23 protein-coding genes and 1 pseudogene are annotated in these 23,895 nt (G+C 71.6%); 11 read left to right on the forward strand and 13 right to left on the reverse strand.

The genetic code is table 11. The annotated features are described in order from the left end of the window. Positions 1-8 precede the first annotated feature (8 nt). Genes WG922_RS18360 through WG922_RS18395 form a run of 8 tightly spaced genes read left to right on the forward strand, consistent with a single transcriptional unit; the run spans position 9 to position 9,303 of the window. Positions 9-389 carry a hypothetical protein gene (locus tag WG922_RS18360; protein WP_340284279.1) on the forward strand — a complete coding sequence of 127 codons (381 nt, stop codon included), beginning with the start codon at positions 9-11 and terminating at the stop codon, positions 387-389. Continuing rightward, positions 386-1,903 carry an oligosaccharide flippase family protein gene (locus tag WG922_RS18365; protein WP_340284280.1) on the forward strand — a complete coding sequence of 506 codons (1,518 nt, stop codon included), beginning with the start codon at positions 386-388 and terminating at the stop codon, positions 1,901-1,903. Before WG922_RS18360 ends, WG922_RS18365 begins: the two co-directional genes overlap by 4 nt. After that, a complete protein-coding gene (locus WG922_RS18370; RefSeq protein WP_340284281.1) occupies positions 1,900-3,264 on the forward strand; it encodes an O-antigen ligase family protein in 1,365 nt (454 codons plus the stop codon). Before WG922_RS18365 ends, WG922_RS18370 begins: the two co-directional genes overlap by 4 nt. Next, entirely contained in the window at positions 3,261-4,229 is a 969-nt protein-coding gene (locus WG922_RS18375) for a glycosyltransferase family 2 protein (RefSeq protein WP_340284283.1), read from the forward strand. Before WG922_RS18370 ends, WG922_RS18375 begins: the two co-directional genes overlap by 4 nt. Further along, positions 4,226-5,365 carry a glycosyltransferase family 2 protein gene (locus WG922_RS18380; RefSeq protein ID WP_340284284.1) on the forward strand — a complete coding sequence of 380 codons (1,140 nt, stop codon included), beginning with the start codon at positions 4,226-4,228 and terminating at the stop codon, positions 5,363-5,365. The genes WG922_RS18375 and WG922_RS18380 overlap by 4 nt, the downstream gene beginning before the upstream one ends. Before the next feature lies 1 nt (position 5,366). Then, a complete protein-coding gene (locus tag WG922_RS18385) occupies positions 5,367-6,599 on the forward strand; it encodes a glycosyltransferase family 4 protein (protein WP_340284285.1) in 1,233 nt (410 codons plus the stop codon). Further along, positions 6,596-8,281, forward strand: coding sequence for a GMC family oxidoreductase (locus WG922_RS18390; protein WP_340284287.1), 1,686 nt, complete (start codon positions 6,596-6,598; stop codon positions 8,279-8,281). The genes WG922_RS18385 and WG922_RS18390 overlap by 4 nt, the downstream gene beginning before the upstream one ends. Beyond that, positions 8,278-9,303 (forward strand): NAD-dependent epimerase/dehydratase family protein, encoded by a 1,026-nt coding sequence (locus tag WG922_RS18395; RefSeq protein WP_340284288.1) that lies wholly within the window; start codon positions 8,278-8,280, stop codon positions 9,301-9,303. The genes WG922_RS18390 and WG922_RS18395 overlap by 4 nt, the downstream gene beginning before the upstream one ends. Before the next feature lie 365 nt (positions 9,304-9,668). Here the strand turns inward: WG922_RS18395 and WG922_RS18400 are convergent, their stop codons facing one another. From WG922_RS18400 to WG922_RS18435, 8 genes are all read right to left on the reverse strand, one after another. Beyond that, complete coding sequence (locus WG922_RS18400; protein WP_340284289.1) at positions 9,669-10,463, reverse strand: WecB/TagA/CpsF family glycosyltransferase; 795 nt, start codon at positions 10,461-10,463, stop codon at positions 9,669-9,671. Further along, on the reverse strand, positions 10,460-11,368 hold the full coding sequence (gene epsG / locus WG922_RS18405; protein ID WP_340284290.1) for a chain length determinant protein tyrosine kinase EpsG: 909 nt from the start codon (positions 11,366-11,368) through the stop codon (positions 10,460-10,462). Before epsG ends, WG922_RS18400 begins: the two co-directional genes overlap by 4 nt. Continuing rightward, complete coding sequence (locus WG922_RS18410) at positions 11,365-12,750, reverse strand: GumC family protein (RefSeq protein ID WP_340284291.1); 1,386 nt, start codon at positions 12,748-12,750, stop codon at positions 11,365-11,367. Before WG922_RS18410 ends, epsG begins: the two co-directional genes overlap by 4 nt. Before the next feature lie 28 nt (positions 12,751-12,778). After that, the gene (epsE, locus tag WG922_RS18415) at positions 12,779-13,654 is read right to left on the reverse strand and encodes a polysaccharide export protein EpsE (RefSeq protein WP_340284292.1); all 876 of its coding nucleotides are present in this window, start codon (positions 13,652-13,654) and stop codon (positions 12,779-12,781) included. A gap of 72 nt (positions 13,655-13,726) precedes the next feature. Continuing rightward, positions 13,727-14,887, reverse strand: coding sequence for an XrtB/PEP-CTERM-associated polysaccharide biosynthesis outer membrane protein EpsL (gene epsL / locus WG922_RS18420; protein ID WP_340284293.1), 1,161 nt, complete (start codon positions 14,885-14,887; stop codon positions 13,727-13,729). Between the two features lie 125 nt (positions 14,888-15,012). Beyond that, positions 15,013-16,437, reverse strand: coding sequence for an undecaprenyl-phosphate glucose phosphotransferase (locus WG922_RS18425; protein ID WP_340284294.1), 1,425 nt, complete (start codon positions 16,435-16,437; stop codon positions 15,013-15,015). Further along, complete coding sequence (epsA, locus tag WG922_RS18430) at positions 16,430-17,227, reverse strand: XrtB/PEP-CTERM-associated transcriptional regulator EpsA (RefSeq protein WP_340284295.1); 798 nt, start codon at positions 17,225-17,227, stop codon at positions 16,430-16,432. Before epsA ends, WG922_RS18425 begins: the two co-directional genes overlap by 8 nt. 652 nt (positions 17,228-17,879) lie before the next feature. After that, a complete protein-coding gene (locus WG922_RS18435; RefSeq protein WP_340284296.1) occupies positions 17,880-18,185 on the reverse strand; it encodes a hypothetical protein in 306 nt (101 codons plus the stop codon). A 162-nt stretch (positions 18,186-18,347) separates the two neighbouring features. Between WG922_RS18435 and WG922_RS18440 the strand changes: the two genes are divergently transcribed. Next, entirely contained in the window at positions 18,348-19,100 is a 753-nt protein-coding gene (locus tag WG922_RS18440; RefSeq protein WP_340284297.1) for a hypothetical protein, read from the forward strand. Here the strand turns inward: WG922_RS18440 and WG922_RS18445 are convergent. The 4 genes from WG922_RS18445 to WG922_RS18460 form a co-directional block, all read right to left on the reverse strand. Next, positions 19,085-19,282, reverse strand: coding sequence for a hypothetical protein (locus WG922_RS18445; protein WP_340284298.1), 198 nt, complete (start codon positions 19,280-19,282; stop codon positions 19,085-19,087). The genes WG922_RS18440 and WG922_RS18445 overlap by 16 nt on opposite strands. A 65-nt stretch (positions 19,283-19,347) precedes the next feature. Beyond that, on the reverse strand, positions 19,348-19,506 hold the full coding sequence (locus WG922_RS18450; RefSeq protein ID WP_340284299.1) for a stereocilin: 159 nt from the start codon (positions 19,504-19,506) through the stop codon (positions 19,348-19,350). A gap of 25 nt (positions 19,507-19,531) precedes the next feature. Beyond that, complete coding sequence (locus WG922_RS18455; protein ID WP_340284300.1) at positions 19,532-19,720, reverse strand: hypothetical protein; 189 nt, start codon at positions 19,718-19,720, stop codon at positions 19,532-19,534. Positions 19,721-19,770: 50 nt separating this feature from the next. Further along, on the reverse strand, positions 19,771-20,055 hold the full coding sequence (locus tag WG922_RS18460) for a hypothetical protein (RefSeq protein ID WP_340284301.1): 285 nt from the start codon (positions 20,053-20,055) through the stop codon (positions 19,771-19,773). Positions 20,056-20,252: 197 nt separating this feature from the next. On the opposite strand from WG922_RS18460, the gene WG922_RS18465 reads away from it, so the two are divergent. Together WG922_RS18465 and WG922_RS18470 are read left to right on the forward strand one after the other, a co-directional pair. Further along, positions 20,253-21,257 (forward strand): 2-hydroxyacid dehydrogenase, encoded by a 1,005-nt coding sequence (locus WG922_RS18465; protein ID WP_340284302.1) that lies wholly within the window; start codon positions 20,253-20,255, stop codon positions 21,255-21,257. Continuing rightward, the gene (locus WG922_RS18470; protein WP_340284303.1) at positions 21,257-22,792 is read left to right on the forward strand and encodes an L-lactate permease; all 1,536 of its coding nucleotides are present in this window, start codon (positions 21,257-21,259) and stop codon (positions 22,790-22,792) included. The genes WG922_RS18465 and WG922_RS18470 overlap by 1 nt, the downstream gene beginning before the upstream one ends. A 207-nt stretch (positions 22,793-22,999) precedes the next feature. Here WG922_RS18470 and WG922_RS18475 read toward each other — a convergent pair. Continuing rightward, a pseudogene (locus WG922_RS18475) lies at positions 23,000-23,895 on the reverse strand (hypothetical protein); the annotation flags it as partial.

The following is a 23,895-nucleotide window of genomic DNA, read 5'->3' on the forward strand; positions in this document are numbered from 1 at the left end:
ATGGATCGATGAAAGCCCTTGCCGCGACGCTGACTTGCCTGTGCTTGCACACGGCTGCCTTCGCCCAGTGCGACGGTGCGGCGGCGCTCGCGCAGGCGCCGCAACCGTCCTGCACGCGCGCCGCCACGCTCTCTCCCGTCGGGACCTTATCGGCGGTCGCAGCGGTTGCGACGGTCGCCGCCGACAGCCCCGCGATGGTGCGCACCGCCACGGCGCGCAGTGAACCCGTGCGCGCGGCGGAGCTGGCGTCCCGTCCGGCCGTGGGCGACGAGGCGGCAGCTGCCGGCAGTGACGGCGCGCATCACACCAACTCCCGCGCCTTGCTCATGGTGGGCGTGGCCCTGATGGCCGGCATTGCGCTGCGGCGCTGGGGCACCGGACGCTCATGACGTCTGCTTCGCTGGCCAGCTTGGCCGAAAAAGCCGTCAAGTGGAGCGCCATGACGACGGCGGCGCGGTTCGTGCTGCAGCTGGGTGCCCAGGTGGCCCTGGCCCGGGTGCTCGGACCGGCCAACTACGGCGTCTACGGCATCGGCATCGCCGTGCTCACCTTCGCCGCCTTCCTCTCCGGCTCTGCCTTCAGCTGGAACCTGCTGCTGCAAGAGAAGATCGACCGCAACGACGTGCGCTTCGCCTTCACCTGGCAGGCCCTCGCCGGCCTCGGCACGGCGGTCGCGATGTTCTTCGGAGCGCCGCTGCTGGCCGACTTCTTCGGCGACCCACGGGTCGAGCCGATGGTGCGCTGGCTTTCGCTGGCCTGCCTGCTCACGGCGCTGGGGGCACCGGCGGTGTGCCTGCTGCAGCGCGACCTGAACTTCCGCTCACTCGGCCTGCTGCAACTGGCCAGCTATGCGCTCGGGTACCTCGCGGTCGGCCTGCCGCTGGCGCTGGCCGGCTGGGGCGCACAGGCGCTCGCGATGGCCTGCGTGGTGCAGGCCGGCGTGACCATGGTGGGCGCGTTCGCGCTGCGCCCGCATGCGCTGCGCCCGCTGTTCGCCCATGCCGCCGGTGCGCAGGCGCTGTCCACCGGCCGCACGGTATTCGTCACCAACATCGTCAACTGGCTGCTGGGCAACCTGGACCGCATCATCATCGGCCGCCTGCTCAATGCCCAGGCAGTGGGCCTGTTCACGCTCGCCTACAACTTCGCGCAGATCCCCAACACCCTGCTGGTCGGCGCCATCCAGCCGACCTTCCTGGCCTCCGGCGCCAAGATGGCCGGCGAGCCGCAGCGCCTGGCGCAGGCCTGGATGCTGGTGCTGGGCTGCGTGCTGGTGCTGGTCACCCCGGCCGCCGCCAGCATGGCGCTGGTCGCGCACGACCTGGTGCACCTGCTGTACGGACCGGACTGGAGCGAGGCGGCCTGGGTGCTGGCGCTGATGTTCCTGTGCCTGCCCGCCTGGGCCGGCTGGGGCATGTCCACCCCGGTGCTGTGGAACACCGGGCGCAAGCACCTCGAAGCGCAGTTGCAGCTGCCGGTGCTCGCACTCGCCATCCCCGCCTGGTGGTTCTTCACGCCGCAGGGCTTGCGCTGGGCCGCCATCGTTTCGGCCATCGCCATCTATGCGAGGGCACTGATCACCATCGCTGCCGGAGTGCGGGCGCTGCACCTGCGCTGGTCGGCGCTGGGCCCGCTGGCCGTGCGTGGGCTGCTGCTGGCCGTCTGGTGCGGTGCGGCAGCCCGCGGTGCACAGCTCGCGGTGCAGCCGCTGGAGATGGCTGCGGTGTCCTTCGCCGCCGGAAGCGTTGCATCGTTCCTCGCCATGGCGCTGGTGGTGGTCGCGGCGCCGCAGCTCCTGGGCGACGAAGCGCGGCTCGCGCTCTCGCGCCTGCTGCCCTTCGTCCGCATCGCCACCCCCGCGCCGTCCACGCCGGCCGCGGCAGCCCCCGGGAGCAAGGCATGAAGCACCGCGTCACCCGCGTCCCCACCCGCGAACCCGGCTCCGGGCTGCTCCACTGGATCTTCCCCGCGATGCTGTGCGTGGGCGCGCTCGACGTGCTGCTGATCGGCCGCGATCTGACGCAGCAGTTCGCCTCGCTCATGTCCGTCGCCGAGACGCCGCGCCACCCGGTGATGCCCTGGGTGCAGCGCGCGGTGTCCGTGTTCCTGCTGGTGGCTGCGCTCCAGCAGATCGTCCGGCACCTCGCCGCGCGGCGCCCCATTCCCTCGGCCACGCTCCTGATCAGTTTCGTTGCCTTCTGGATCGGCACGGTGGGACTGACCGCGCTGTTCGCGGCCAACCCCCTCATCAGCCACGAATACGTCTACTCGCTGGTGGTAGGCGTCGCCATCTGCCTGGTGGGTGTGCAGGAGCGCGAACGCATCCAGCGAACGGCCCGCGACGCGCTGTTCGTGCTGATGCTGGTCGGGCTGCTGCTGATCCCGCTGAAAACCACGATGGTGCTGGACACCAGCTACACGCAGGGGCTGATTCCGGGTCTGCCGCGCTTCGGCGGCGTGACGGCGCACCCCGTGACGCAGGGCATGCTGGCGCAGGTCGCTCTGCTGGTGCTGTGGTGCGTTCCCTACCAGCGCCGCTGGCTGAACGTCGCAGCGTGGGTGATCGGTCTGGGCGTGCTGTTCATAGCGCAGTCCAAGACGGCCTGGACCGCCTTTGCCGCCTGCGCCATGGTCCTGCTGCTGGTGCGCAACGCGGGGCCGTTCTGGCGCCGCGTGAGCGACCCGCGCACCGGAAGTGCCGGCGGCGTGCTGGTGTGCCTGCTGGCGGGACTGTTCGTGCTGGGCTTCACCCTGTGGGTGCTGCTGGGCGACCCCATGGGCCGCGCCCAGGACTTCGCCTCCACCCGCGAGGGCGCCCAGCTGATGTCGCTGACCGGGCGGGACCGCATCTGGGAAGTGGCCATGAGCGAGTGGCGACTCAACCCGACCTTCGGCTACGGGCTGTCGCTGTGGGACTCGAGTTACCGCGCGGCGATCAACATGCCCAACGCCACGCACGCGCACAACCAGTTCCTGGACGACCTCGCGCGTTCGGGCAGCGTGGGCGCGACCACGCTGGTGATCTACGCCGCCGTGCTGCTGGCCATCGCGCTGCGCAGCGCGCGTGCCAGCGGCGGCCTGTCGCTGGCCCTGTTCGTCGCGATCGCCCTGCGCTCCGTCAGCGAGGTTCCGCTGTCCCTCATGGGCTACGGCACCGAGCTCTTCACCCACCTGCTGCTGCTGGCCACGCTGGCGGCGGCGAGCGCGCAGCGCCGGGCCGTGCCCCGGCGCGCGCCGATGCCATTCGGAGTTGCCTCATCATGAATTTCTCGGTTGTCATTCCCCTCTACAACAAGGCGCGGTTCGTCGAGTGCGCGGTGGCCTCGGTGCTGGCACAGACGCTGGCGCCGCTGGAGGTGCTCGTGGTGGACGACGGCTCCACCGATGGCGGCGGCGACCGCGTCGCGGCCATCGACGATCCGCGCGTGCGCCTGATCCGCCAGGCCAACGCAGGCGTCTCGGCCGCGCGCAACCGCGGCATCGAGGCGGCGCAGGGCGACTGGGTCGCCTTCCTCGACGCCGACGACGCCTGGCATCCCGAGTTCCTCGCCGTCCTCGCCCGCGCCCACCGCGACTGCCCCGAGGCCGGCATGCTGGCCACCCGCTTTCGCACCGTGGTCGAGCCGACCGGCCGCGCCTTCGAGCCCTGGGCGGTGCCGGAGTCCTTCTGCGAGACCGAACTGATCGAAGACCTGCGCCTGCGCTGGATGAAGAACACGCCGCTGTGCAGCAGCACCGTCGCCGTGCGCACCAGCTGCCTGCGCGCCATGCCCGAGCGCTTCATCGAAGGCGACTCCTGGGGCGAGGACCTGGACATGTGGTTCCGGGTGGCCGACCGCGCGCCGGTGGCCGTGGTCAACGCCCCGTACGCATCGATCCGCGGCGAGGTGCCCAACAGCCTCAGCCGCACGCCGCGCAAGCGCCACCTGCCCCCCTTCCTGGTGCGCATGCGCGCGCAGGCCCGCGACGGCACCCTGCCCCCGCGGTCCCGGCGCTCTGCCCTGTGGTTCGTCGATCAGCTGCAGGTGACCATCGCCCGCGAGGCGCTGTCCGAAAACCGGCGCGCCGAAGCGCTGTGGTGGCTGATGCAGGCGCGCGGCGGCGCACTGAGCCGGCGCTGGCTGGTCACCGCCTTGATGGCCTTGTTCATGCCGGTCGGCCTGGCCGACCGCTGGCAGCGCTGGCGCGTGCGCAGCGCCGACACCTTTGCCCAGGAGCCCGTGCAATGACCCCGCCCACCATGACGCAGGCCCGCCCCGCCCGCGTGACCGTCGTGATCAAGGCGCTGAACGAGGAAGGGCGCATCGCGCTCGCCATCGAGAGCGCGCTGCGGGCCGTGCAGGCGCTCGGCGGCGAAGTGGTGCTGGCCGACTCCTGCTCGAGCGACCGCACGGTGGAGATCGCCTCGGCCTACCCGATCCGCGTGGTACAGCTCGCGCATGCCAGCGAGCGCTGCTGCGGGGCGGGTCCGCAGCTGGGATACCAGCACTCGGTCGGCGAATACGTCTACCTCATGGACGGCGACATGGAACTGCTGCCCGGCTTCCTCGAGCGGGGGCTGGCCTTCCTGGCGCAGCACCCGGAGGTGGCCGGCGTCGGCGGCCGCGTGATCGAGTGCAACCTCGACAGCATGGAATACCGCGAGCGGGCAGCCCGCGAAAAGCACGAAGCGCACCGGGTACCCGGCGCCGTCGATCGCCTCGACGGCGGCGGCCTCTACCGGCGCTGCGCGATCCAGGAGGCGGGCTACCTCTCCGACCGCAACCTGCACAGCTACGAGGAGTTCGACCTGGCCGTGCGCCTGCGCGCGCGCGGCTGGAAGCTCTGGCGGCTGCCGATCGATTCGGTGGCGCATGTCGGCCACGACGCCCCGCCCTACCGCCTGCTGATGCGGCGCTGGCAGACCGGTTACGTCTGCGGCTCGGGCGAGCTGCTGCGCTCTGCCCTGGGCCAGCCGTGGCTGCGCCTGGTGTGGCGCAACCAGCGCGAGCTGCGCATCTACCTGGGCGTGCTGGCCTGGTGGGCGCTGATGCTGAGCATTCCGCTGTGGCCGGTGACGGCCACGATGCAGTTGACGGCGCTGGCGGTGCTCGCCCTCGGTCCCTTCACGCTCATGAGCCTGCGCAAGCACTCGGCCAGTCGGGGCGTGTACTCCGTGGTGTCGTGGTGCTTCAACGCCGCCGGACTGGTGCGCGGGCTGCTGCGCCGGCGCAAGCCGGCCAGCGAACCCATCGCCAGCCGCATCCTGCGCGAGCCCGGAGAGCCGCCGTCCGGCAGCCACCACACGCCCTGGAGCGCCGCACCCGGCGGTGCCGCGCTGCGTGTCTCCCAGCCACCCCGGCCACCGTCCGCCCACCGCTCCTGATATGCCCCACCGCCCGATCGAAGACACCCTCGAACGCCCCGCGGCCGTGCCCGCGCAGCCGCACCGCCGCACCATCTACATCGCCTGTCCGTGGACGCCCGTGGGCGGCGGCATGTACAAGGTGGCGGACTACCTGATCCAGGCGCAGGGCGCCGGCGCCGACGAACGCAGCGCCGCGCTGCGCCCGCTCGACACCCGCGGTGCGGGAAGCGCCGCGGCCTCCATGCTGGTGCTGGCCCAGGCGCTCGCGCGGCTGGTGCGCGGTCGCCTGGGCGGCCGGTTGGCCGGCGTGCACGTGAACATGGCCGAGCGGCTCAGCCTGGTGCGCAAGAGCGCCATCGTGGTGGCCTGCAAGGCGCTCGGCGTGCCGGTGGTGCTGCACCTGCACGCCGCGCAGCTGCACCGCGCTTACCCGGACTTCCCGGCCTGGGGCCGCGCGCTGGTGCGCTGGGTGTTCTCGCTGCCCCGCACCTGCATCGTGCTGGGCCAGGCTTCGGCCGATTTCGTCACCCGCGACCTGGGCGTGCCGCCCGAGCGCGTCGAGGTGGTGATCAACGGCGTGCCGGCACCGACGCTGCCGCGGCGCGCGCCGGGCGCGGGGCGGCGCATCCTGTTCGTGGGCAACCTGTCCGAGCGCAAGGGCGTGTCGGACCTGCTGCGCGCGCTGGCGCAGCCGCGCATGGAAGGCATTCCGTTCGAGGCCACGTTCGCCGGCGGCGGCGACGTCGAGGGGTACCGGGCGATGGCCGCGCGGATGGGCCTGGCCGAGCACGTGCACTTCGCGGGCTGGGCCGACGCCTCCACGCTCGCGCAGCTGCTGTCGCAGGCCGACGTGCTGGTGCTGCCCTCGTACGACGAAGGCCTGCCGCTGGCGATCCTGGAAGCCCTGGCGCAGGGCGTGGCGGTCGTCTGCACGCCGGTGGGCGAGATCCCGCACGTCCTGACCGACGGCCACAACGCCTGCTTCGTGCAGGCCGGCGACGCCGCGAGCATCGCCGACGGCCTGGCGCGCGTGCTGGGCGACGAGCGGCTGCGCCGCACGCTGGAACACAACGGACAGGCGCTGTACCGCCAGCAGTTCTCGCTCACCCGCTTCTACGAAAACATCGCGCGCATCCACCGGCGTCACTTCGGCATCGCGGGCGCCCCTGCGTCGGCCGTCGCGGAGGGCAGCGCCGAGCCGCTGCACACGCCCCGCGAGACCGCCGCGCAAGCGGTGCGGGAGCAGCCATGATCGGCGACGCCAACGCGGTCGCGCCGGGCAGCGTGCTCGAGGCCGACGTCTGCATCGTGGGCGGCGGGCCGGCCGGCATCTCGGTGGCGCTGTCGCTCGCCGACACCGGCCTGTCGGTGCTGTTGCTGGAGGCCGGGCGCAAGCCGCAGGACCGCGCGGCCCAGGCGCTCTACGAAGGCGAGGTGGGCGACGAAGCCCTGCACAGCCCGCCGCATCGCTACCGCCAGCGTGGCCTGGGTGGCTCCAGCGCGATCTGGGGCGGTCGCTGCATGCCCTATGACCCGATCGACTTCGAGCGTCGGCCCTGGGTGCCCGAAAGCGGCTGGCCGCTCTCGTATGAAGAGCTCCTGCCGCACTACGTGGCGGCCAATGCGCTGGCCGAGGCGGGCCGCTACGCCTACGACGCGCGCGAGGCCTTTCCCGACCTGCCGCCGATGATCGCCGGCTTCTCCAGCGAGGTCGTGCGCACCACCGGCCTCGAACGCTTTTCCTGTCCCACCCACTTCGGCCGGCGCTACCTGCGCCGCCTGGAGCTCGCACCGCGCGTGCGCGTGCTGCAGGGCGCCGTGTGCACCGCGCTGCGCCTCGCCCCCGAGGGCGGCTCGGTGCGCCACCTCGACGTCTCCAGCCTGGAGGGGCGCCGCTTCCAGGTGAAGGCGCGCGCCACCGTGCTGGCCATGGGCGGGCTGGAGACGCCACGCCTGCTGCTCGCCTCGAACGACGTGGCGCCGCAAGGCGTGGGCAACGAGCACGACGTGGTGGGCCGCTACTACATGTGCCACATCGCGGGCAACGTCGGCACTCTCACCGTGCAGGGCCCGCCGTCGGACGTGCGGCACGGCTACGAGGTGGCACCCGACGGCGTGTACTGCCGGCGCCGCCTGACCATCGCGGCCTCGCGCCAGAAACGCGACGGACTGCTCAACGCGGTGGCACGCCTGCATTTCCCGCGCATCACCGACCCGACCCACCGCAACGGCGTGCTCTCGGGCCTGTTCCTGGCGCGCCACTTCATCAGCTACGAATACGGCAAGCGCCTGCACGACGGGCCCGCGCCCACCGCCGGCCTGTACGCGCGCCACCTGCTGAACGTGGCCACCGACCCGCTCGACACCGCCGCCTTCCTGGGCCACTGGCTGCGCCATCGCACCCTGGCGCAGCGCAAGTTTCCCTCGGTGATCCTGCGCAACCGCATCAACCGCTTCAGCCTCGAGCTGCAGGGCGAGCAGGTGCCGCTGGCGCACAGCCGCGTGACGCTGGGCCAGGGCGTGGACGCGCTCGGCATGCCGCGCATCCGCGTCGATTGGCGCTACTGCGCGCAGGACATCGATTCGCTGGCCCGCACGCTGGAGCTGGTCGCCGCCGAAGTCGCACGCAGCGGTGTCGGCCGCTTCAGCTTCCAGCGCGACACGCTGGAGCGGGACCTGCTGCGCTACGGTGCCTATGGCGGCCATCACATCGGCACCACCCGCATGGGGAGCGATCCGCGCACCAGCGTGCTCGACCGCGACTGCAAGGTCCACTCGGTGGACAACCTCTACGTGGCCGGCAGCGCCGCCTTTCCGACCTCCAGCCAGGCCAACCCCACCCTCACGCTCATCGCGCTCTCGCTGCGCCTCGGAGCGCACTTGGGCCAGCGCCTGCAGACCCGAAGCGCGCCGCCCCTGGAGATCGCGGCATGACGATGCGGGTGCTGGTCCTGGGCGGCACCGGCTACATCGGAGCGCGCCTGTGCGCGCTGCTGCAGGCTTCCGGCTGGGCGACGCCGATCGCCGCGTCCTCCCGCGGCACAGACCGCGCCCTCAAGCTGGACACCCGCGACGAAGCCGCGTTGAGCGCCGCGCTGCGCGAGGCGGACGCGGTGGTCAACTGCGTGGCCGGCAGCGGCCCGGCCATCGCCCAGGGCGCCCGCGTGCTGGCCCGAGCGGCACGCGCAGCCGGCTGCCGCCGCGTCGTGCACTTCAGCACCATGTCGGTCTACGGCGCGCGCGAAGGCGTGCTGGACGAGCAGGCGCCGCTCGACGCCTCCCTCGGCTGGTATGGCCAGTCCAAGATCGAGGCCGAGGCCGCGCTGGCGACGCTGGCCGACGACGGCTGCAGCGTCACGGTCCTGCGCCCGGGTTGCGTGTTCGGCCCCGGCAGCACGCTGTGGGTCGAGCGGATCGCCCAATGGCTCGCCGCAGGGCGCCTCGGCGACCTGGGGCCGGCCGGCGACGGCTGGTCCAACCTCGTGCATGTCGATGACGTGTGCCAGGCCGTGCTGCTGTCGCTGCAGGCGGACGAACACCCGGGCAGCCGGCGCAGCTACAACCTGGCGGCGCCCGACAGCCCGCGCTGGAACACCTACTTCGCCGACCTGGCGCTCGCGACCGGCGCGACCCCGCTGCGGCACGTGCGGCTGCGGCAGCTGCAGATGGACGCCTTCCTCGCCGGGCCGCCGCTGCATGTCGGACGCAAGCTGCTTGCACGCCTGGGAGGGCAACGGGCTGCGCGCCTGCCCCACCCGATCACGCCCGGCCTGCTGGGACTGTGGCATCGGCACCTGAAGCTCGATTCCACGGCCGCCGGCCGCGAACTCGGTCTGGCGTGGACCCCCTACGCCAAGTCCGTGCAGCAGTGCGCGCGCTGGGCGCGGGAGAGCCGGCAGGCACCCTCGCGCTGGCCGGCGGCGCAGCAGGCGGCATCGCAGCGCGAAGGCTCCTGAGGCCCTGCGACTGCGTGAAGGTGCGCTTGTGCGCCGGGCCGGCTGGCCGGCGTAGGGCCGCCCCCTGGCGCAGGTCCGAGGAATGGCTGCTCTGGTCGTCTCGCCTCGTCGTCGCAGCCTGATCGGGGCTCGACGGCCCTCTGCGCCCCGGCCCCTCCCCCTATCGTGTACGACGGGTTCGGCCCCGTGATGTGCAGCGAAGCCGCCGTCACCAACGCGGTGCGGTGTGCACGCAGGCGCTGTGGCGCAACGCGCGCACGCAGCGCCTGCGGCGGCGCGATGGAGGAAATGCGGCGCGGTCGGTGCGGGCGGGAGTCGCAGCGCGGGCGTCGCAGCGGCCACGGCAGCCGCCGCGCGACCGCCTGTCAGGCCATCGTTTCGCGCGGCTTGTTCAGCTGGCGCATGCTGTGCGCCGCCAGCCGCAGCGAGCGGCCGATGAAGATCGGGTTGCCCAGCACATAGCGCTCGAACAGGCGGCGCGGTTCCCGGCTGAGGCGGTAGAGCCACTCGAGCCCCGTCTGGCGCATCCAGCGCGGCGCGCGCGGGGTCTTGTCGCCGAGGAAGTCGATGATGGCCCCGCCGCAGACGATGACGCAGGGATACCCCAGCGCCGCGCGCAGCACCACGGCCACCTCCTCCTGCCGGGGCATGCCCATGCCGAGCACGATCAGGCGCGGGCGGTGCAAGGCCGCCAGCCGCACGTAGGTGGCGGTGTCGTGGAAGCCGTGTGCCGTCACGCAGGTGGATCCCTTGGCGAAGCGCCCGAGGGCGGCCCGCTTGGCGCGCGAGAGCCAGGGCTCCTGGGTGCCGAACAGGGCGATCGGACTGCCGGCGTAACGCGCCATGATCTTGGGAATCAGGTCGGTGCCGTTGAGGTTCAGCCCCGGGCGCTGGTTGAGCAGTCGCATCAGCATGGCCATGCCGATGCCGTCGCGCAGCACCACGTCGGCGGACATCAGCGCCTCGAAGAAGTGGGCGCTGGTGGCCGCCGAGTTCATGGCGTGCGCGTTGACGAAGGCGACCACCACCGATTCCTCGGGCTGGGTCAGCCAGTCGAGCAGCTGGCGCTCGCCCTGGGGCGTGTGCACGCGCACGAGCGAGCACACCATCTGGTGCCAGCGCGGCAACCAGTCGCCCGGGGGAGCGGCCGCAAGCCTCATGAGCGCCCGGCCCCGTTGAGAACGGCACCGACCACGGCCACGCCGTATTCGCGCAGATCGTCGCTCAGCGCCGTGACCGACGGCATGCTGCTGGTGTCGCGGCAGGCCACGATGAGGGCCGCGCCGGCACGTGCGGCGACGGTGGCCGCATCGGCGCAGCCGCTCGCGGCCGGCGTGTCGATCAGGATCACCTCGAAACTGGCCCGCAGCGAATTCATGAGGCGACTGAGGCCCTCGCGTGCCAGCAGCTCCTGCGGGTTGGGCGGGCAGATGCCCGCCGGCAGCACGGCGAGCGAGGGCACGCCCGCGATATCCACCACCGCCTCCGGGCCGCTGCGCCCGGCCAGCAGCGCAGACAGGCCGATGCGCCCCTGGATGCCGAAGATGCGGTGCTGGCGCGGATGGCGCAGGTCGGCGTCGATCAGCAGCGTGCGCTTGCCCAGCTGCGAGAACAGCACCGCCAGGTTGGCAGTGATGTAGCTGCGGCCCTCGCCTTTGTGGGGGCTGACGACCGCGAGTGCCGTGTGGCGGGCATCGCTCTCGAACCAGCGCAGCAGCAACTGGCTGCGCAGCGAGCGCAGGTGCTCCACCGCCGGGCTGTCGGGTTGCCAGGCCGCGATGAGTTCGCTGCTCAGGCCCGACTCGCGCGGCAAGGCGATGTGTCCGAACTGCAGGGCGAGCGCCAGTCGCACGTCCTGCGCGGTGAGCAGGCCCATCTCGATGCCGGCTTCGCCATAGAGCTGGCCGCTGCGCTCCTGGTAGTCGTGGATGCGCTCGGCGTCCTCGAAGCTCAGGCGACCGCTATCGACCAGCAGGGCGCCCATCGGCAGCGCGGTGTCGCGCGGCAGAGCGAGGGCGGTCTCGTGCTCGCGGGGAATGGCCACGACGCGGCTGGTGCTGCTCATGATGCGCTCCCGGGGGAATAGGCCAGACGCTGGCGCGCGGCAGGCAGGGCGGTGTAGCGGCTGGACGCCGCGGGAACGGTGGCCAGCACGGGCAGCTGGGTCGCCATGACGAGGTCGTCGGTGCTGCGCACGCGGCGGTTGACCAGCTCCAGCAGCAGGGCGCCGAGCAGCGCCAGCAGCAGGCCGGCGCCGGCGGCGATGGCCACCGTGTTGCGCTTGCTCAGGCCGACGGGGTCGGCCGGCTCCACGGCCGGGGCGAGCGGGCGCAGGTTGGTCATGGTGGTGAGGGAGGTCAGGCGCACCTTGGCTGCGTTGTCGTTGACCTGGTTGTAGGCCTGCTGGGCGGCTTGCAGGTCCTGGCGCAGCAGGGCGAGCGTGCCGCGTTCGCGGTTGAGCGAGAGCACACGCGAACGCTGGGCGTTCAGCGCCGCCTGCAACTCGCGCTCACGGGCGCGCCCGGTCTCCAGGCTGGTGTCGATCGAGGTGCTGATGCGGCCGGTCTCGGATGCCAGGCGGCTGCGCAGCGAGGCGAGCTCTGCCTGCAGCTGCAGGATCTGCGGATGGCGCGGGCCGAGCGTGGCGCTCGCCTGCTGCAGTTGCGCCTCGACCCGGCCGATGTCGGCCTTCAGGCCATTGATCAGAGGGCTTTGCATCACCTCGGCGACGGTGTCGCGCCCGGCGCCGCGCTTGCTCAGGCTGTCGGTGGTCTGCGCCTGCACCTGCGCCAGCTGGGTGGCCAGCGTGGTCAGGCGGGCCATCTCGTGGTCGGCCATTTCCTCGCCGACGATGCCGGCGCGCTGCTGGAAGTCGGACAGCCGCGCCTGGGCCTGCTCGAGCTTGCGCCGTGCGGACTGCACCTGCTCGTCGAACCAGGCGGACTCCTGCTTGGCCGGGTTGGTCTTGAGGTCCAGCGCGAGGTCGGTGTAGGCCGCCGCGAACATGTTCGCCACGCGGGCCGCGTCGGCCGCCGTGCTGGCGGTGAAGTCGATGTTGATGATGTTGCTCTCGCGCGCCGGCCGCACCGTGAGCATCTCCTGCAGGCGCTCGACCAGCTCGCGGTGCTGGCCCTGCGGCGTGGTGGCGCGCAGCGGCTCGCGCAGCTCCGGCAGCAACTGGGGCTTGAGCTGCTCGAGCACGCGCTCGGCCACCCGGTCGCTGCGGGCGATGTCGATCTGGGTGGCCAGGTAGCTCGACAGCATCCCCGGCGCATAGCCGCCGCCGATGTCGGAGGCATTGACGTCCACCAGCACCGGGGCGCGGGCGGTGTACTGGCTCGGGCGCAGCAACGCCCAGGCCGTGGCCGCGCCCACGACGAGCAGGAAGATCAAGGTCGCTGCGAACCAGCGGGCCCGCAGGATGGAGAGGAACTGGTGGAGGCTCATGGCACGTTTCCGGTGATGCGCGCGGCGCTCAGAACAGGCTTTCGCGCACGTAGATCACGTCGTTCGGCTGCACCAGGTCGGTCAGGCGTGGTGTGGTCTCGACGATGCGTCCGTCGGGGCCGGTGCGATGCAGCTTGAGGCGGTTTTCGCTGCCACGCGGCGTCACGCCGCCGCCGGCTGCCAGCGCCTGCATGACGGTCATGCCACGCTCGACACGATAGGGGCCGGGCCGCTGTGCCTCGCCGTAGATGTAGAACATGGGCGCGCGGCTGACATAAAGCGTGTCACCGTCCTGCAGCAGCACGTCGTCCTCCGGGCGCAGCCCGGCGAACAGCGCAGGGATGTCGATCACGCGGCGAAACTGCTGGCCGTTGCGGCTGCCGGTGACGACCAGCACGTCGTCCCCCTCGGGGGTCACGCCGCCGGCGGCCGCGAGCATTTCGCTGGCACGCACGTTGGTGGTCTCCAGCGGGAAGCGCCCGGGCTTCTGCACCTGGCCGAGCACGGCGACCTGGTTGCCGCGCACCTGCAGCAGGTTCATGTTGACCTGAGGCGACTTCAGGTAGCCCCCCTTGACGAGAGCGTCGGCGATGCGGCGCTCGGCCTGTCCGATGGACAGCCCGCCCACCTGCACCGAGCCGATCAGCGGGTAGCTGATGGTGCCGTTCTCGGACACCCGGGCCTCGACGGTGAGGTCGGGGTTCTGGAACACCTGGATGCGGATGGCGTCGCCGGGGCCGAGCTTGTACTCCGGTCCGGGCTGCGGTGCCTGGCGCGCGACCGACTGCCCCGGCGCCACCTGCGCGGGCGCGGCAGGCGCGGGCGGCCGCGGCGCCTGCGCCTGGACGGCGAAGGTGCACGCGGCGAGGAATCCGCAGAGGAGGAGGCGAAGCTGTCTGGTCATAGTGGTTTTCTCCCTGAGCGTTGCTTGTGTGACTGCTTTTCTTCTTCGGTCCGTCGATGCGAGGCGCCTGGCCTAGAAGGTGTAACGCGCTCCCACTCCCACGATGGTGGCGCGGTAGTCGAAGGCATCGATGCTGGAATCGCGGCGCTCGGTGCGGATCGCACCGGACACCACCACGCGGCGCACCGGCTCCCAATCGACGAAGACACCGAAGGCGTTCACGTCGTCGGAGCGGTTGAAGTCGGGCGCGGCAGCGGTGGTGACCCAGGTGCGGTCTTCGCGCTGGTAGCGCAGGCGCACGGCCGTCTTTGCGGTGGCACGCCAGATCGGCTGGATGAAGGTGCGCACGCTGCGCACGTAGCCGCCGCTGGCGACCTCGTAGCTTCCGAGGTTGCGCTCGATTCCGGCGTTCAGGCTGGTCTTGCCCGTGATCTCCCAGTTCACGCCGACGTTCGCCACCAGGCCGTCGAAGTCGAAGGCGGGGTTGCCGTCGTGGTCGCGTTCCAGGTAGCCGATGCTGCCGTCGAGGGTGGTCTTGGCGGTGACGGGCCAGCGGGCGATGACGGAGAGCTCGTTTTCCTTGAAGTCGGTCGCGAGGTTGTCGTACTCACCGTCGCCGCGGCGGTATTGCAGGATGACCGAGCTGCCGCGGGCGGTCTCGTAGCCGGTACCCAGGCGCAGGCTGCGCACGCTGGGGCTCGACTCCAGCGTGCGGGCCACCTCGGCTTCGCTGCTGCTGTGGCTCAGGCCGGCCTGCGCGAGGAAGCCGCCGCCGGGAGCGTAGGTGCCCTCGATCAGCTGGATGCGCTCGGTGCGCACGTTGGACTCGGAGACGCCCGTGGTGGCGACCGAGACGTCGCGGTATTCATTCTGGGTGGCGCTCAACACCCCGCGAAAACGCGGCGTGATGGCGAAGTTCCAGGCGGCGTTGTAGTTCAGGGTGTTGTAGTTCAGGCTGGAGAAGTCCTGGTGCCGGTGGGTGGCGACTTCGGCATCCAGCACGACGCGCTGCAGGCTGAACTGCTTGTCGTAGCGAGCCCCTGCGGTGAGGATTCCGACGGTGTCGGAGGGTCCGTCGGGCGCCCGAAGTACGTTGGAGTCGCGCTCGAGCGCGGCACCGACGCGAAACTGCAACGTATCCCCCGTCTCCGCGTTCTGCGCGTGTGCCAGCGGCCAGGCGATGCACAGGCACGCCGCCGGCACGAAAGCGCTGCGTTTCAAGTTCTTTTTCACTTCATTCCTCTTTCTTCGAGTCGTCTGCCCTCGCCCCGGGCCGGGGTGTTCCCGCGACAACCCGTCTGTATGTTGAGCGACCTGGCACCACCACAACAATGGCTCCTTCGGGCTAGATCTGCTCATCAGTACGCCGCGCTGTCTCGAAAGACGAGCTTGATCGTACGGAAGATGATGTACAGGTCAAGGCGCAGCGACCAATTGCGCAGGTAATCGAGGTCGTAGCGGATGCGCCCCTCCATCTTTTCGAGCGAATCGGTCTCCCCCCGGAAGCCGTTGACCTGGGCCCAGCCGGTGACGCCGGGCTTGACCTTGTGGCGCACCATGTAGCTTTTGATGAGGGAGCGGTAGAACTCGTTGTGCGCCACGGCGTGCGGCCGCGGTCCGACGATGCTCATGCGCCCCTGCAGCACGTTGACGAACTGGGGCAGCTCGTCCATCGAGGTGCGGCGCAGGAAGCCGCCGATCGGGGTGACTCGCTCGTCGTTGCGGCTGGCCTGCCGGATGCTCTCGCCGTCCTCCACCACGCGCATGGAGCGGAACTTGTAGACCACGATCTCCTCGCCGTCCAGCCCGTAGCGGCGCTGGCGGAAGATCACGGGCCCGGGCGAGCTGAGCTTCACCGCGATGGCCACCCCGAGCAGCAGCGGCGACACCAGCAGCAGGATCAGGATGGACAGCACGATGTCGCTGCCGCGCTTGAGCAGCCCCGCAGGGCCGCGGAACGGGGTGTCGCACACCGAGATCACCGGCATGCCGCAGACCTGGTCGGTGCGGCCCTGGATCAGGTCGGTCACGAACATGTCCGGCACGAAGTAGACCGAGGCGGTGGTGTCCTTGAGGGCATCGAGCAGTTCCTTGATGCGCGGCTGCGACGCCATGGGCAGCGACAGGTAGATCAGCTGGACGCGATTGCGCTTCACGAAGGCCGCGATGTCCGCGAGCCGTCCCAGATAGGTGTAGCGCCCGGCGGAGTGGTGGCGGCTGTCGGTGCGGTCGTCGAAGTACCCCAGGAGATCGATGCCGGTGTCCCGCTCGGCGTCCAGGCGCTCGGCGAGGGAGGCCCCCTGCTCGTTCAAGCCCACCACCACCGCCTTCATCGGCGGCCCCTCCAGGCGCACCAGATGGCGCGCGCCGCGCCGCAGCGCCCAGTGCGCGAGCAACTGGCTCGCCGGGGCGAACCACAGCCAGTGCAGCACCACGCTGCGCGAGAGCTCCTGGAGCTGGTTGGTCGCGAAACCGGCGACCAGCAGCAGGCCGGCGATCCAGCACCAATCGACCAGCGTGGAGGCCACCACGCGCCGGGCCGGCAGCCGCAGCCGCGGCCGCCCCGGATAGGCGAGTGCGAACGCAAGGACCGACGTGACCAGCCAAGGCGTGGACATCGCCCCTTCGAACCACCACACCAGCAGCCATAGCGACAGCACCAGGATCAGCGGATCGAGCGCCGCTTCCAGTGCGCGCAGCAGGCGGCTCTCCGGCGCCGCAGGCACGCCCAGCGAGACCGGCGGGGTCGGCGCGAGCAGGGGCTGCGAAGGCACGTCACGCATACGCGGCCATCCGTGTGAGCTTGGCCACCGCCTGCGCGCGGTTGGTGACATCGAGCTTGGTGAAGATGCTTTTCATGTGGTTCTTCACCGTGAACTCGCTGATGCGCAGGATGCAGCCGATTTCCGGGTTGGTCTTGCCCATGGCGACCCACACCATGATCTGGCGTTCGCGTTCGCTGAGGGTGCCGAGCGGCCCGACCAGCGCGTCGAACTCACCGCGGTCGAAGCGCGCCTGCCGCGCCGGGGTGGAAGGCATGCCGCGAAGGGACAGGTCGATGAAGGGCATGAGCAGGCGCAGCATGCCGGGGGCACTGTCGGCGGGTTGCGGCCGGTTGGCCAGCGCGGCGAAGATGCGCTCGCAGCCGGTGCGCGGATCCCGGGTGCCGTGCACCACGCCGCTGCGCATGAAACTCAGGGCATGGCCTGGGCCCCAGCCCTGGCCCGGCGCGCCGAAGAGGTCGGCGCAGCCATGCAGGTCCAGCTGGCAGGCGGCGTGTCCGGCGGCGATCCAGCAATCCCGCAGGTAGTTCACCAAGGGCTGCAGCCGCCCCGCGCCGCACTCGTGGGTGCGCAGTCCCGGCAGGCTGGAAACCAGGTCCACCTGCAGGTCCCCTGCAGTGAAGTCGCCCCAGGCGACCAGCAGCAGGTCGTGCGGCAGCAGCGCCTGCACGTCGTCACGCAGCCAGCGCCACAGGTCGGCATGCGTGGACAGGGTTGCGCCACGCGTGGCGACCTGCAGGAATGCAGCCGCATCGGCCCGCGACTCGGGGGCACAGAGAACTTCGCTCATGCCGCGCTCCTTGCGATGTACGACTGTTTACGCACGGCTGCTGCGCACGTGTCGCAAGCCGTTGCAGCGCCGTAAGAGCACGTGTCGGTGTGTGACGCGGCGCAAGCTGGGGCTGTGCCATACGGTGCGACGGTTTGATACGCCCTTGAGCTGGAAATAGGTGTTTTATTGCGCATGGACGGGCCTCCCTGGGTGACTTCAAGACGTAATCGTGCGCTAGCGGGACAGCAGCAACTTGTAGGCGCCAGACGTACGCCGCTGTCGGCGCTCCCCCTGCTTCCGGCAGAGCATGTCTGCGACGTTGATTTCGAAACCGCATGTGTCGTGTACACCGCTCTCGACACGTCCGCTTACGCAAGCAGCCCTGTCGCCGCGTTTCAGCCGGGATACACAGCCACGCTGATTTCGCGATTGCGTTGCGGTGTTGCCACGGGTCCAGCCCGGTTGCCGCAATCGCCGCCGCGCCACAGATGTCTCGCCCGTCGCCGATGTCTCCCTCGACGCTCTGGATGCCGGTGCGTCGCGCGTCCGACGGGTGGTCCGTGCGCGGGGCGGGATGCCCGGGCCCGGGCACTGAAGGTTGCAGCGGCGACCGTCGAGCCGGCGACAGCGGCCCGGCCGCGGCCCACGGACCAGCGAGGACGGATTCAGCTCAGAAGCGCGGCAGGTCTTGCAGGCGAGCGCCGGGCGGCTCGTCTTCGAGCGCGAGCGTTTCGAGGCCGCTGCGCGACAGAGCCACCTGCAGTCCGGGGCCGACCCCGCCGCGGCCTTCCTGCGGCAGCCAGGCCACGACGGTGTCACCGTCGAGCAGGCGATCGATCACGGTCGTGGTGCGCGTGGGGGCCGGCGCCAGGTCCCACTGCATGCGATCGACGTCGAGCAGCCCCATCATGGCCTGCTCAATTTCGTCGGGCCCCTGCCAGCGCAGCGCAGTGATGGCATATACGGCGTTTTCCATGGATGTGGATTGTGGGAGGGCCCCGCCCCGGTCCGATCGGGCAATCGCGACAACGACCGTGGGACCGCACCGACGGGCCGCCGGCGTTTCCCGCCCCCGCCGTGCCGGACGGGGCCCGGCCGGCACGTCGGCCGCGGTGACGCGGCTACACTCGCGGCCGCTGTGACCGCACCCCCCGTTGACGACGACCAGGCGCCGAGCGCCATCGGGCGGCTGCACGCGCGGCGGCTGCGCGACATCTACCGCTCTGCAGGCTGGCCCTGCCAGGACGGCATCGAGCTCGAGTTGCTGGCTGCCGGCCTGCTCGAGCGCGTGCAGGACTCCCAGGGGCGCGAGTGCCTGCGCCTGACCGATGCCGGCATCCGGCGGGCAGCTGCCGAGCGCGCCCTCCACCGGGGCCGCCTCTCGGAGCACGAGGCGCTGGTGCGGCGCATCGCGCTGGAGATGGCGCGCGCCGGCCGCATCGCCTGGTGCGGGCTCGGCCTGCGTGCCCGCCCCGCACCGGAGGCCGACTGGACCATGGCGCGCCCCGACGTTTTCTCCATTCGCCACACCACGGTGGCCGAATACGTCGAGCCGCTGGTGCACGAGATCAAGGTGCGCCGCTCGGACCTGCTGGCCGACCTGCGCCAGCCAGGCAAGCGCGCGGCCTACCTGGCCCTCGGCAGCTGCTGGTACGTGCTCGGGGTGGACGCGCGCGGCCGTCCGATCGGCGAGCCGGACGAAATACCGCTGGAGTGCGGTGTCCTGCTGGCCCGCGGCGACCGGCTGGAGGCGCTGCGGCAGCCGCCCGCGCGCCCCCGGGCGCCGCTGCCCTTCCCGATCTGGATGGCTCTGGCGCGGGCAACGCCCAGCGCACCCGCTGTGCACGACGAGGACGCGCAGGGACTGCTGGGCGATCAGCCGCCAGACTGATCCTCGGGCGGCAAGGGCTCGGTGTCGAAGGCTCCCTCGGCGGCCGGCGGGCGCTGCGTCACGGGCCGCGCCGAAGCGTCGCCGGCATCGCTGCCGGGGCGGGTCCGCCCTGCAGCGCGCGCTGCCGCGTCCGCCGCCCGCCCGGTGTCGTCGCGCCGGTCCTTGGGTTCGTGGTCGTTCATGTCATCGAACCGGGGGTATTTCCACTGGGACGCTGCAGCCGCGACCTCTCCAGGCGCATCTGCGCTCACGGCAGCTGCGGCTTGGCTCCGGGATCTTCGGGTTCCGCCGGCGACCAGTCGGGCAGGAACTCGGGCTCGATCGGCAGGCGTGTGGTGTTCGGCGCCGACGGCGGTTCGGCGCCGCCTTCTTCAGGTGCTTCCGGCTCGACAGGGTGGGTAGCCATGGCAGATTCTTTCCTGCTCGCCGGCTCAGAAGGCGCTCGTGCCGTGGCCGTTGCGGTGGGCGAGGCCGTCGTCCGCAGCGGCATCGCCCGACACCGGCGGCGACCGGTGCGATGCTTCCTCGGAAAGCGCGGCGGGTGGGCCGCAGCCGTCGTCCAGCCGATCGGGCGCCGGTGGCGCCGCATGCAGGCTGGGATCGACCTGGTAGGGGATCACGTGATTCCTTCCATCGTGCAGCGCAGTGCGCCGCATCAAGTCACGGCCGCTCAGGACCGCTCTTCCGAGTCCTCCGAGATGCGCTGCGCCTCGCGGCGGATCACGGTGCTGGGCTCGTGGGTGAACGGCAGGCGCGGCAGGCCTATCAGCGTCTGCAGGCGGGCATGTGCCCGGTCCATGTCGGCGCCGACCATGGCCAGCGCCACCTCGTGGCCCGGTTCGTTCTTGGCGATGTCGAGATAGGCAGCGCGAAAGCGCTGGTAGTCGGCTTCGGCGCGTGCGACCTCCTGCTGCGCCGCCACCATCTTGGCGTATTCGGAACGGCTGTAACGCATGGGATTCCTGCTATCGGCTCCTGGAACACAAATCCTAGGCATCGCAGCCCCGCCGTGTGTTCGTGAAGTGCAACAAACGCTTTCGCGTATCGCTGAGGGTCGAAGGCAGCCCCCTGAGGCTGCGGCGCGCCGTAGCATGCGACGAGGGCCGCGCCAGCCGGCGGCGCGGCTGCCCTGCCCTCCCTGGAGACTTCCGCATGCACGTTGCCGTTTTCAGCACCACCCCCACCGATCGCACCTTTCTGGGTGAAGCCAACTCCGGCGGTCGCCACCAGCTGATCTTCATCGAGGCGCGGCTCGACGCGACCACCGCAGCAGCCGCCGCTGGAGCGCAGGCGGTGTGCGCCTTCGTCAACGACCGCCTCGATGCGCCGGCACTGCGCGAACTGCAGCGGCTGGGGGTGCGTATGGTGGCGCTGCGCTGCGCCGGGTTCAACAACGTCGATCTGGCCGAGGCCGCGGCACTGGGCATTGCCGTGGGACGGGTGCCCGAATACTCGCCGTATGCCGTCGCCGAGCACACGGTGGCGCTCATCCTCACGCTCAACCGCAAGATCCACCGCGCGCACAGCCGGGTGCGCGAGGGCAACTTCGCGCTGGAAGGGCTGCTGGGGTTCGATCTGCACGGGCGCACCGTGGGCGCGATCGGCACCGGCAAGATAGGCGAATGCTTCCTGCGCATCATGGCCGGCTTCGGTTGCCGCCTGCTCGCACACGACCCGCGGCCCAGCGAGGCGTGCCGGCAGCTCGGCGTGCAGTACGTCGAGCTCGCTGAGCTGCTGGAGCGCAGCGACGTGGTGAGCCTGCATTGCCCCTTGACACCGCAGACCCGCCACCTCATCGACGCGCGGGCGCTGGCCCGCATGCGGCCGGGGGCGATGCTGGTGAACACCAGCCGCGGCGCGGTGATCGACACCCGCGCAGCCATCGCGGCGCTGAAATCGGGACGGCTCGGAAGCCTCGGACTGGACGTCTACGAAGAAGAGGCCGACCTGTTCTTTCGCGACCTGTCGGGCGACATGATCCGCGACGACGTGTTCGCGCGCCTGCTCACCTTCCCCAACGTGGTGGTCACCGGCCACCAGGCGTTCTTCACCGAAGACGCGCTGCGCGCGATCGCCGCGACCACCCTGGGCAACCTGGACGCATTCGAAGCCACGGGCCGTCCCGACCACCCGGTATCGGTCGAGCGGATCGCCTGATGCCGGGCACGGCGGCCGCCCTGGCCGTACTGCCCATTGCGGCCATCCTGGTGCTGATGCTGGTGGCGCGCTGGTCGGCCGCCCGCGCGGGGCTGGCCGGCCTCGCACTGGCCGCGGTACTTGCGCCCACGGCCTTCGGGTTCGGCGGCGCGGCACCCCGGGAGACGGCGCAGGCCTTCGCCGGCGTGCTGGCCGAGGCGGCCTTCACCACGGCCACCATCCTCTGGATCCTCTGGCCGGCGCTGGCGCTGCATCACCACCAGCGCAGTTGCGGCGCCCTGGACGACCTGCGGGTAGGGCTGGGCCGCCTCACCCGCCGCACCGACCAGCAGGTGCTGCTGGTCGGCTGGTTCCTCGCTTTGTTCCTGGAAGGCGCGGCAGGCTTCGGCACGCCGGTGGCGCTCACGGCACCGATCCTGGTGGGGCTGGGCGTGGCGCCGGTGCAGGCGGTGGTGCTGGCGCTGCTCGGGCACGCGGTGGGCGTGTCTTTCGGCGCCCTGGGCACACCGGTGCTGGCGCAGGCGGCGCTCACGGGGCTCGATCCGGTAGCCCTGGCCTGGCGCACCGCCGGGCTGCACGCCCTGCTGGGAGCGATCATGATGTTCAGCTTCCATCGCGCCTTCGGCGCCGCACGTGGCGCGGCCTGGCCCGCCGCGGCGGCCGCGGCCTTCCTGGTGCCCAGCCTGGTGCTCGCGGTGCTGCTCGGCCCCGAGCTCGCGACCCTCGGCGCCGCAGTGCTGGGCGCAGCGCTGTTCGCACTGGCGCTGCGCCTGGCGCCGCGGCGCGCAGTGCCGGGAGCCGAGCCGCAGGAGCGCCCCGCCGTCGGCGCGGCGCGCATCCTCGCGCGGGCCTTCTGGCCGTATGCGGTGCTGATCCTGCTGGTGGTGCTGACCCGCACCGTCCCCACGGTGGCCGCACCGCTCGGCGCTCTCGCGGTGGAATGGCGCTGGCTCGACCGCTTCAGCGGGCGCTTCGTCCCGTTCACGCACCCGGGCACCCTGCTGTTCGCTGCGCTGCTGCTCGGCGCCGTACTGCAGGGCGTGGCGCCCTCGCGGCTCGGCGGTGCACTGGCCGACGGGGCCCGGCGGCTCGCCCCGGTCACGATGGCGCTGCTGGCGATGCTCGCGCTGTCGCGCCTGATGGTGCACGCAGGGATGATCGACGCCATCCGCGAAGCGGCGGTGCGCGGGGTGGGCCAGGGCTGGCCGCTGGTGGCACCCGCCGTGGGCGCGCTGGGCAGCTTCGTCACGGGTTCGGCCACCGCGTCCAATGTGCTGTTCACGACCCTGCAGACGCAGACCGCGCAGGCGCTGGGCCTGCCCGCGCTCGCCATCGGGGCGGCGCAGGGTTTCGGTGCCGCCGTCGGCAACATCGTGTGCCCGCACAACATCGTCGCCGGCGCCGCGACCGTAGGGCTCGCCGGCCGCGAGGGCGAGATCCTGCGACGCACCCTGCTGCCGTGCCTGGCGTACCTGCTCGCCGGCGGCCTCACCGTCTATGCGCTGCTGGCACTGGCGCCGCCCTGGCTGGGCTGACGCCGGCTCGCCGGCTGCTGGTGCGCATGCCCACGCGCAGTCGGATGAGAAATCGAAAGAGCATGGGGGTGATCGCCCCGGACCGGTGAAGGCGCGCCGGCGGGCCAGCTGCCGGAGGCCGCAGCGTACTGCCCTCTTCTCCACACGCTGCGCCGCGCAAGCGAGCAGCAGATCGATGGCACGCGATCGCGAGCCTGAGGCGGGACGTCAGGGCGGCCCGTGCGACTGCGCAAGCTGGTCGCGCATGCGCTGCTGCTCGGCGTGCATGCGCACGCACACGGGGTGGCTGCGAAACGCCGCCGTGGCGCAGCGCAGGACGGCGCAGACCTCGCGCGCGAGCTGCAGCTCATGGCGGCACTGCAGTGCGGCCGGCCCGGGCTGCACCTGCCTCGGCGCACGCGCTGCAACGCGCTGCGCTTTCGGCGGGCGCGCCGCGGGCGGCTGTGATCTGGGCGCATGCAGGCCCGCACCGCGCGCGGGGGCCACGTCGATGTCGCCCGCTGCTGGAGCGCCACCCTGCGGAGCCGCCGGATCGGCATGCGCAGCGGCAGCCGGGTGCGTCGGGGCCGGCGCCACTTCGAGCGCAACGGGCGACCGCGGTGGCTGCGCAGCGGGCGCGAGCGCCGGCGTGGGGGCGGCGAGCACCAGTGGCTGCTGCACCCGGCCCGACTGCTCGCGACCGGCACGCCGGCTTTCTTCCTCGACCACGACCGCCTGCGCCCGCAGACCGGCCATTTCGGGCACGGGTGCGCTCACCAGCAGGTTCGCAGTCCAGGCGAGCACCGCCAGGCAGACGGTGGCGAAAGCCATTTCAACCCAGTCGGAGCGCTCGCCGGTCGCAGTGCGCAGTGCGGCGACGGCGCTGGTCGCGGGACGTGCGGGCAGCGCACGCATGCGCGCGCGCACCCACAGGGGCGGACCGAAGGCGGCCTGGAGCGCGGCCGAGAGCGCACCGGCATCCGCAAACCGGTCATGCGGATCCGGTGCCAGTGCGCGACGGAACACTGCGTCGAGTGCCGTCGGCAGTCCCCGGCGGACGGTGCGCCCCGTCCGCGGCTCCTGACGCTGTGCGGGCTCGCCCCTGCCGAAGGCGTCGCTCTCGC

The sequence above is a fragment of the Ramlibacter sp. AN1015 genome (assembly GCF_037726105.1).
Lineage (GTDB): Bacteria > Pseudomonadota > Gammaproteobacteria > Burkholderiales > Burkholderiaceae_C > Ramlibacter.

What these genes read in the sequence shown, in the direction of transcription:
- WG922_RS18375 (WP_340284283.1), top strand. Translation starts at nt 3,261, where the DNA reads ATGAATTTCTCGGTTGTCATTCCCCTCTACAACAAGGCGCGGTTCGTC.
- WG922_RS18400 (WP_340284289.1), bottom strand. Translation starts at nt 10,463, where the DNA reads ATGAGGCTTGCGGCCGCTCCCCCGGGCGACTGGTTGCCGCGCTGGCAC.
- epsG (WP_340284290.1), bottom strand. Translation starts at nt 11,368, where the DNA reads ATGAGCAGCACCAGCCGCGTCGTGGCCATTCCCCGCGAGCACGAGACC.
- WG922_RS18425 (WP_340284294.1), bottom strand. Translation starts at nt 16,437, where the DNA reads ATGCGTGACGTGCCTTCGCAGCCCCTGCTCGCGCCGACCCCGCCGGTC.
- WG922_RS18370 (WP_340284281.1), top strand. Translation starts at nt 1,900, where the DNA reads ATGAAGCACCGCGTCACCCGCGTCCCCACCCGCGAACCCGGCTCCGGG.
- epsE (WP_340284292.1), bottom strand. Translation starts at nt 13,654, where the DNA reads ATGACCAGACAGCTTCGCCTCCTCCTCTGCGGATTCCTCGCCGCGTGC.
- WG922_RS18445 (WP_340284298.1), bottom strand. Translation starts at nt 19,282, where the DNA reads ATGAACGACCACGAACCCAAGGACCGGCGCGACGACACCGGGCGGGCG.
- WG922_RS18410 (WP_340284291.1), bottom strand. Translation starts at nt 12,750, where the DNA reads ATGAGCCTCCACCAGTTCCTCTCCATCCTGCGGGCCCGCTGGTTCGCA.
- WG922_RS18465 (WP_340284302.1), top strand. Translation starts at nt 20,253, where the DNA reads ATGCACGTTGCCGTTTTCAGCACCACCCCCACCGATCGCACCTTTCTG.
- WG922_RS18380 (WP_340284284.1), top strand. Translation starts at nt 4,226, where the DNA reads ATGACCCCGCCCACCATGACGCAGGCCCGCCCCGCCCGCGTGACCGTC.
- WG922_RS18470 (WP_340284303.1), top strand. Translation starts at nt 21,257, where the DNA reads ATGCCGGGCACGGCGGCCGCCCTGGCCGTACTGCCCATTGCGGCCATC.
- WG922_RS18390 (WP_340284287.1), top strand. Translation starts at nt 6,596, where the DNA reads ATGATCGGCGACGCCAACGCGGTCGCGCCGGGCAGCGTGCTCGAGGCC.
- WG922_RS18460 (WP_340284301.1), bottom strand. Translation starts at nt 20,055, where the DNA reads ATGCGTTACAGCCGTTCCGAATACGCCAAGATGGTGGCGGCGCAGCAG.
- WG922_RS18360 (WP_340284279.1), top strand. Translation starts at nt 9, where the DNA reads ATGAAAGCCCTTGCCGCGACGCTGACTTGCCTGTGCTTGCACACGGCT.
- WG922_RS18435 (WP_340284296.1), bottom strand. Translation starts at nt 18,185, where the DNA reads ATGGAAAACGCCGTATATGCCATCACTGCGCTGCGCTGGCAGGGGCCC.
- WG922_RS18395 (WP_340284288.1), top strand. Translation starts at nt 8,278, where the DNA reads ATGACGATGCGGGTGCTGGTCCTGGGCGGCACCGGCTACATCGGAGCG.
- WG922_RS18365 (WP_340284280.1), top strand. Translation starts at nt 386, where the DNA reads ATGACGTCTGCTTCGCTGGCCAGCTTGGCCGAAAAAGCCGTCAAGTGG.
- WG922_RS18450 (WP_340284299.1), bottom strand. Translation starts at nt 19,506, where the DNA reads ATGGCTACCCACCCTGTCGAGCCGGAAGCACCTGAAGAAGGCGGCGCC.
- epsA (WP_340284295.1), bottom strand. Translation starts at nt 17,227, where the DNA reads ATGAGCGAAGTTCTCTGTGCCCCCGAGTCGCGGGCCGATGCGGCTGCA.
- WG922_RS18385 (WP_340284285.1), top strand. Translation starts at nt 5,367, where the DNA reads ATGCCCCACCGCCCGATCGAAGACACCCTCGAACGCCCCGCGGCCGTG.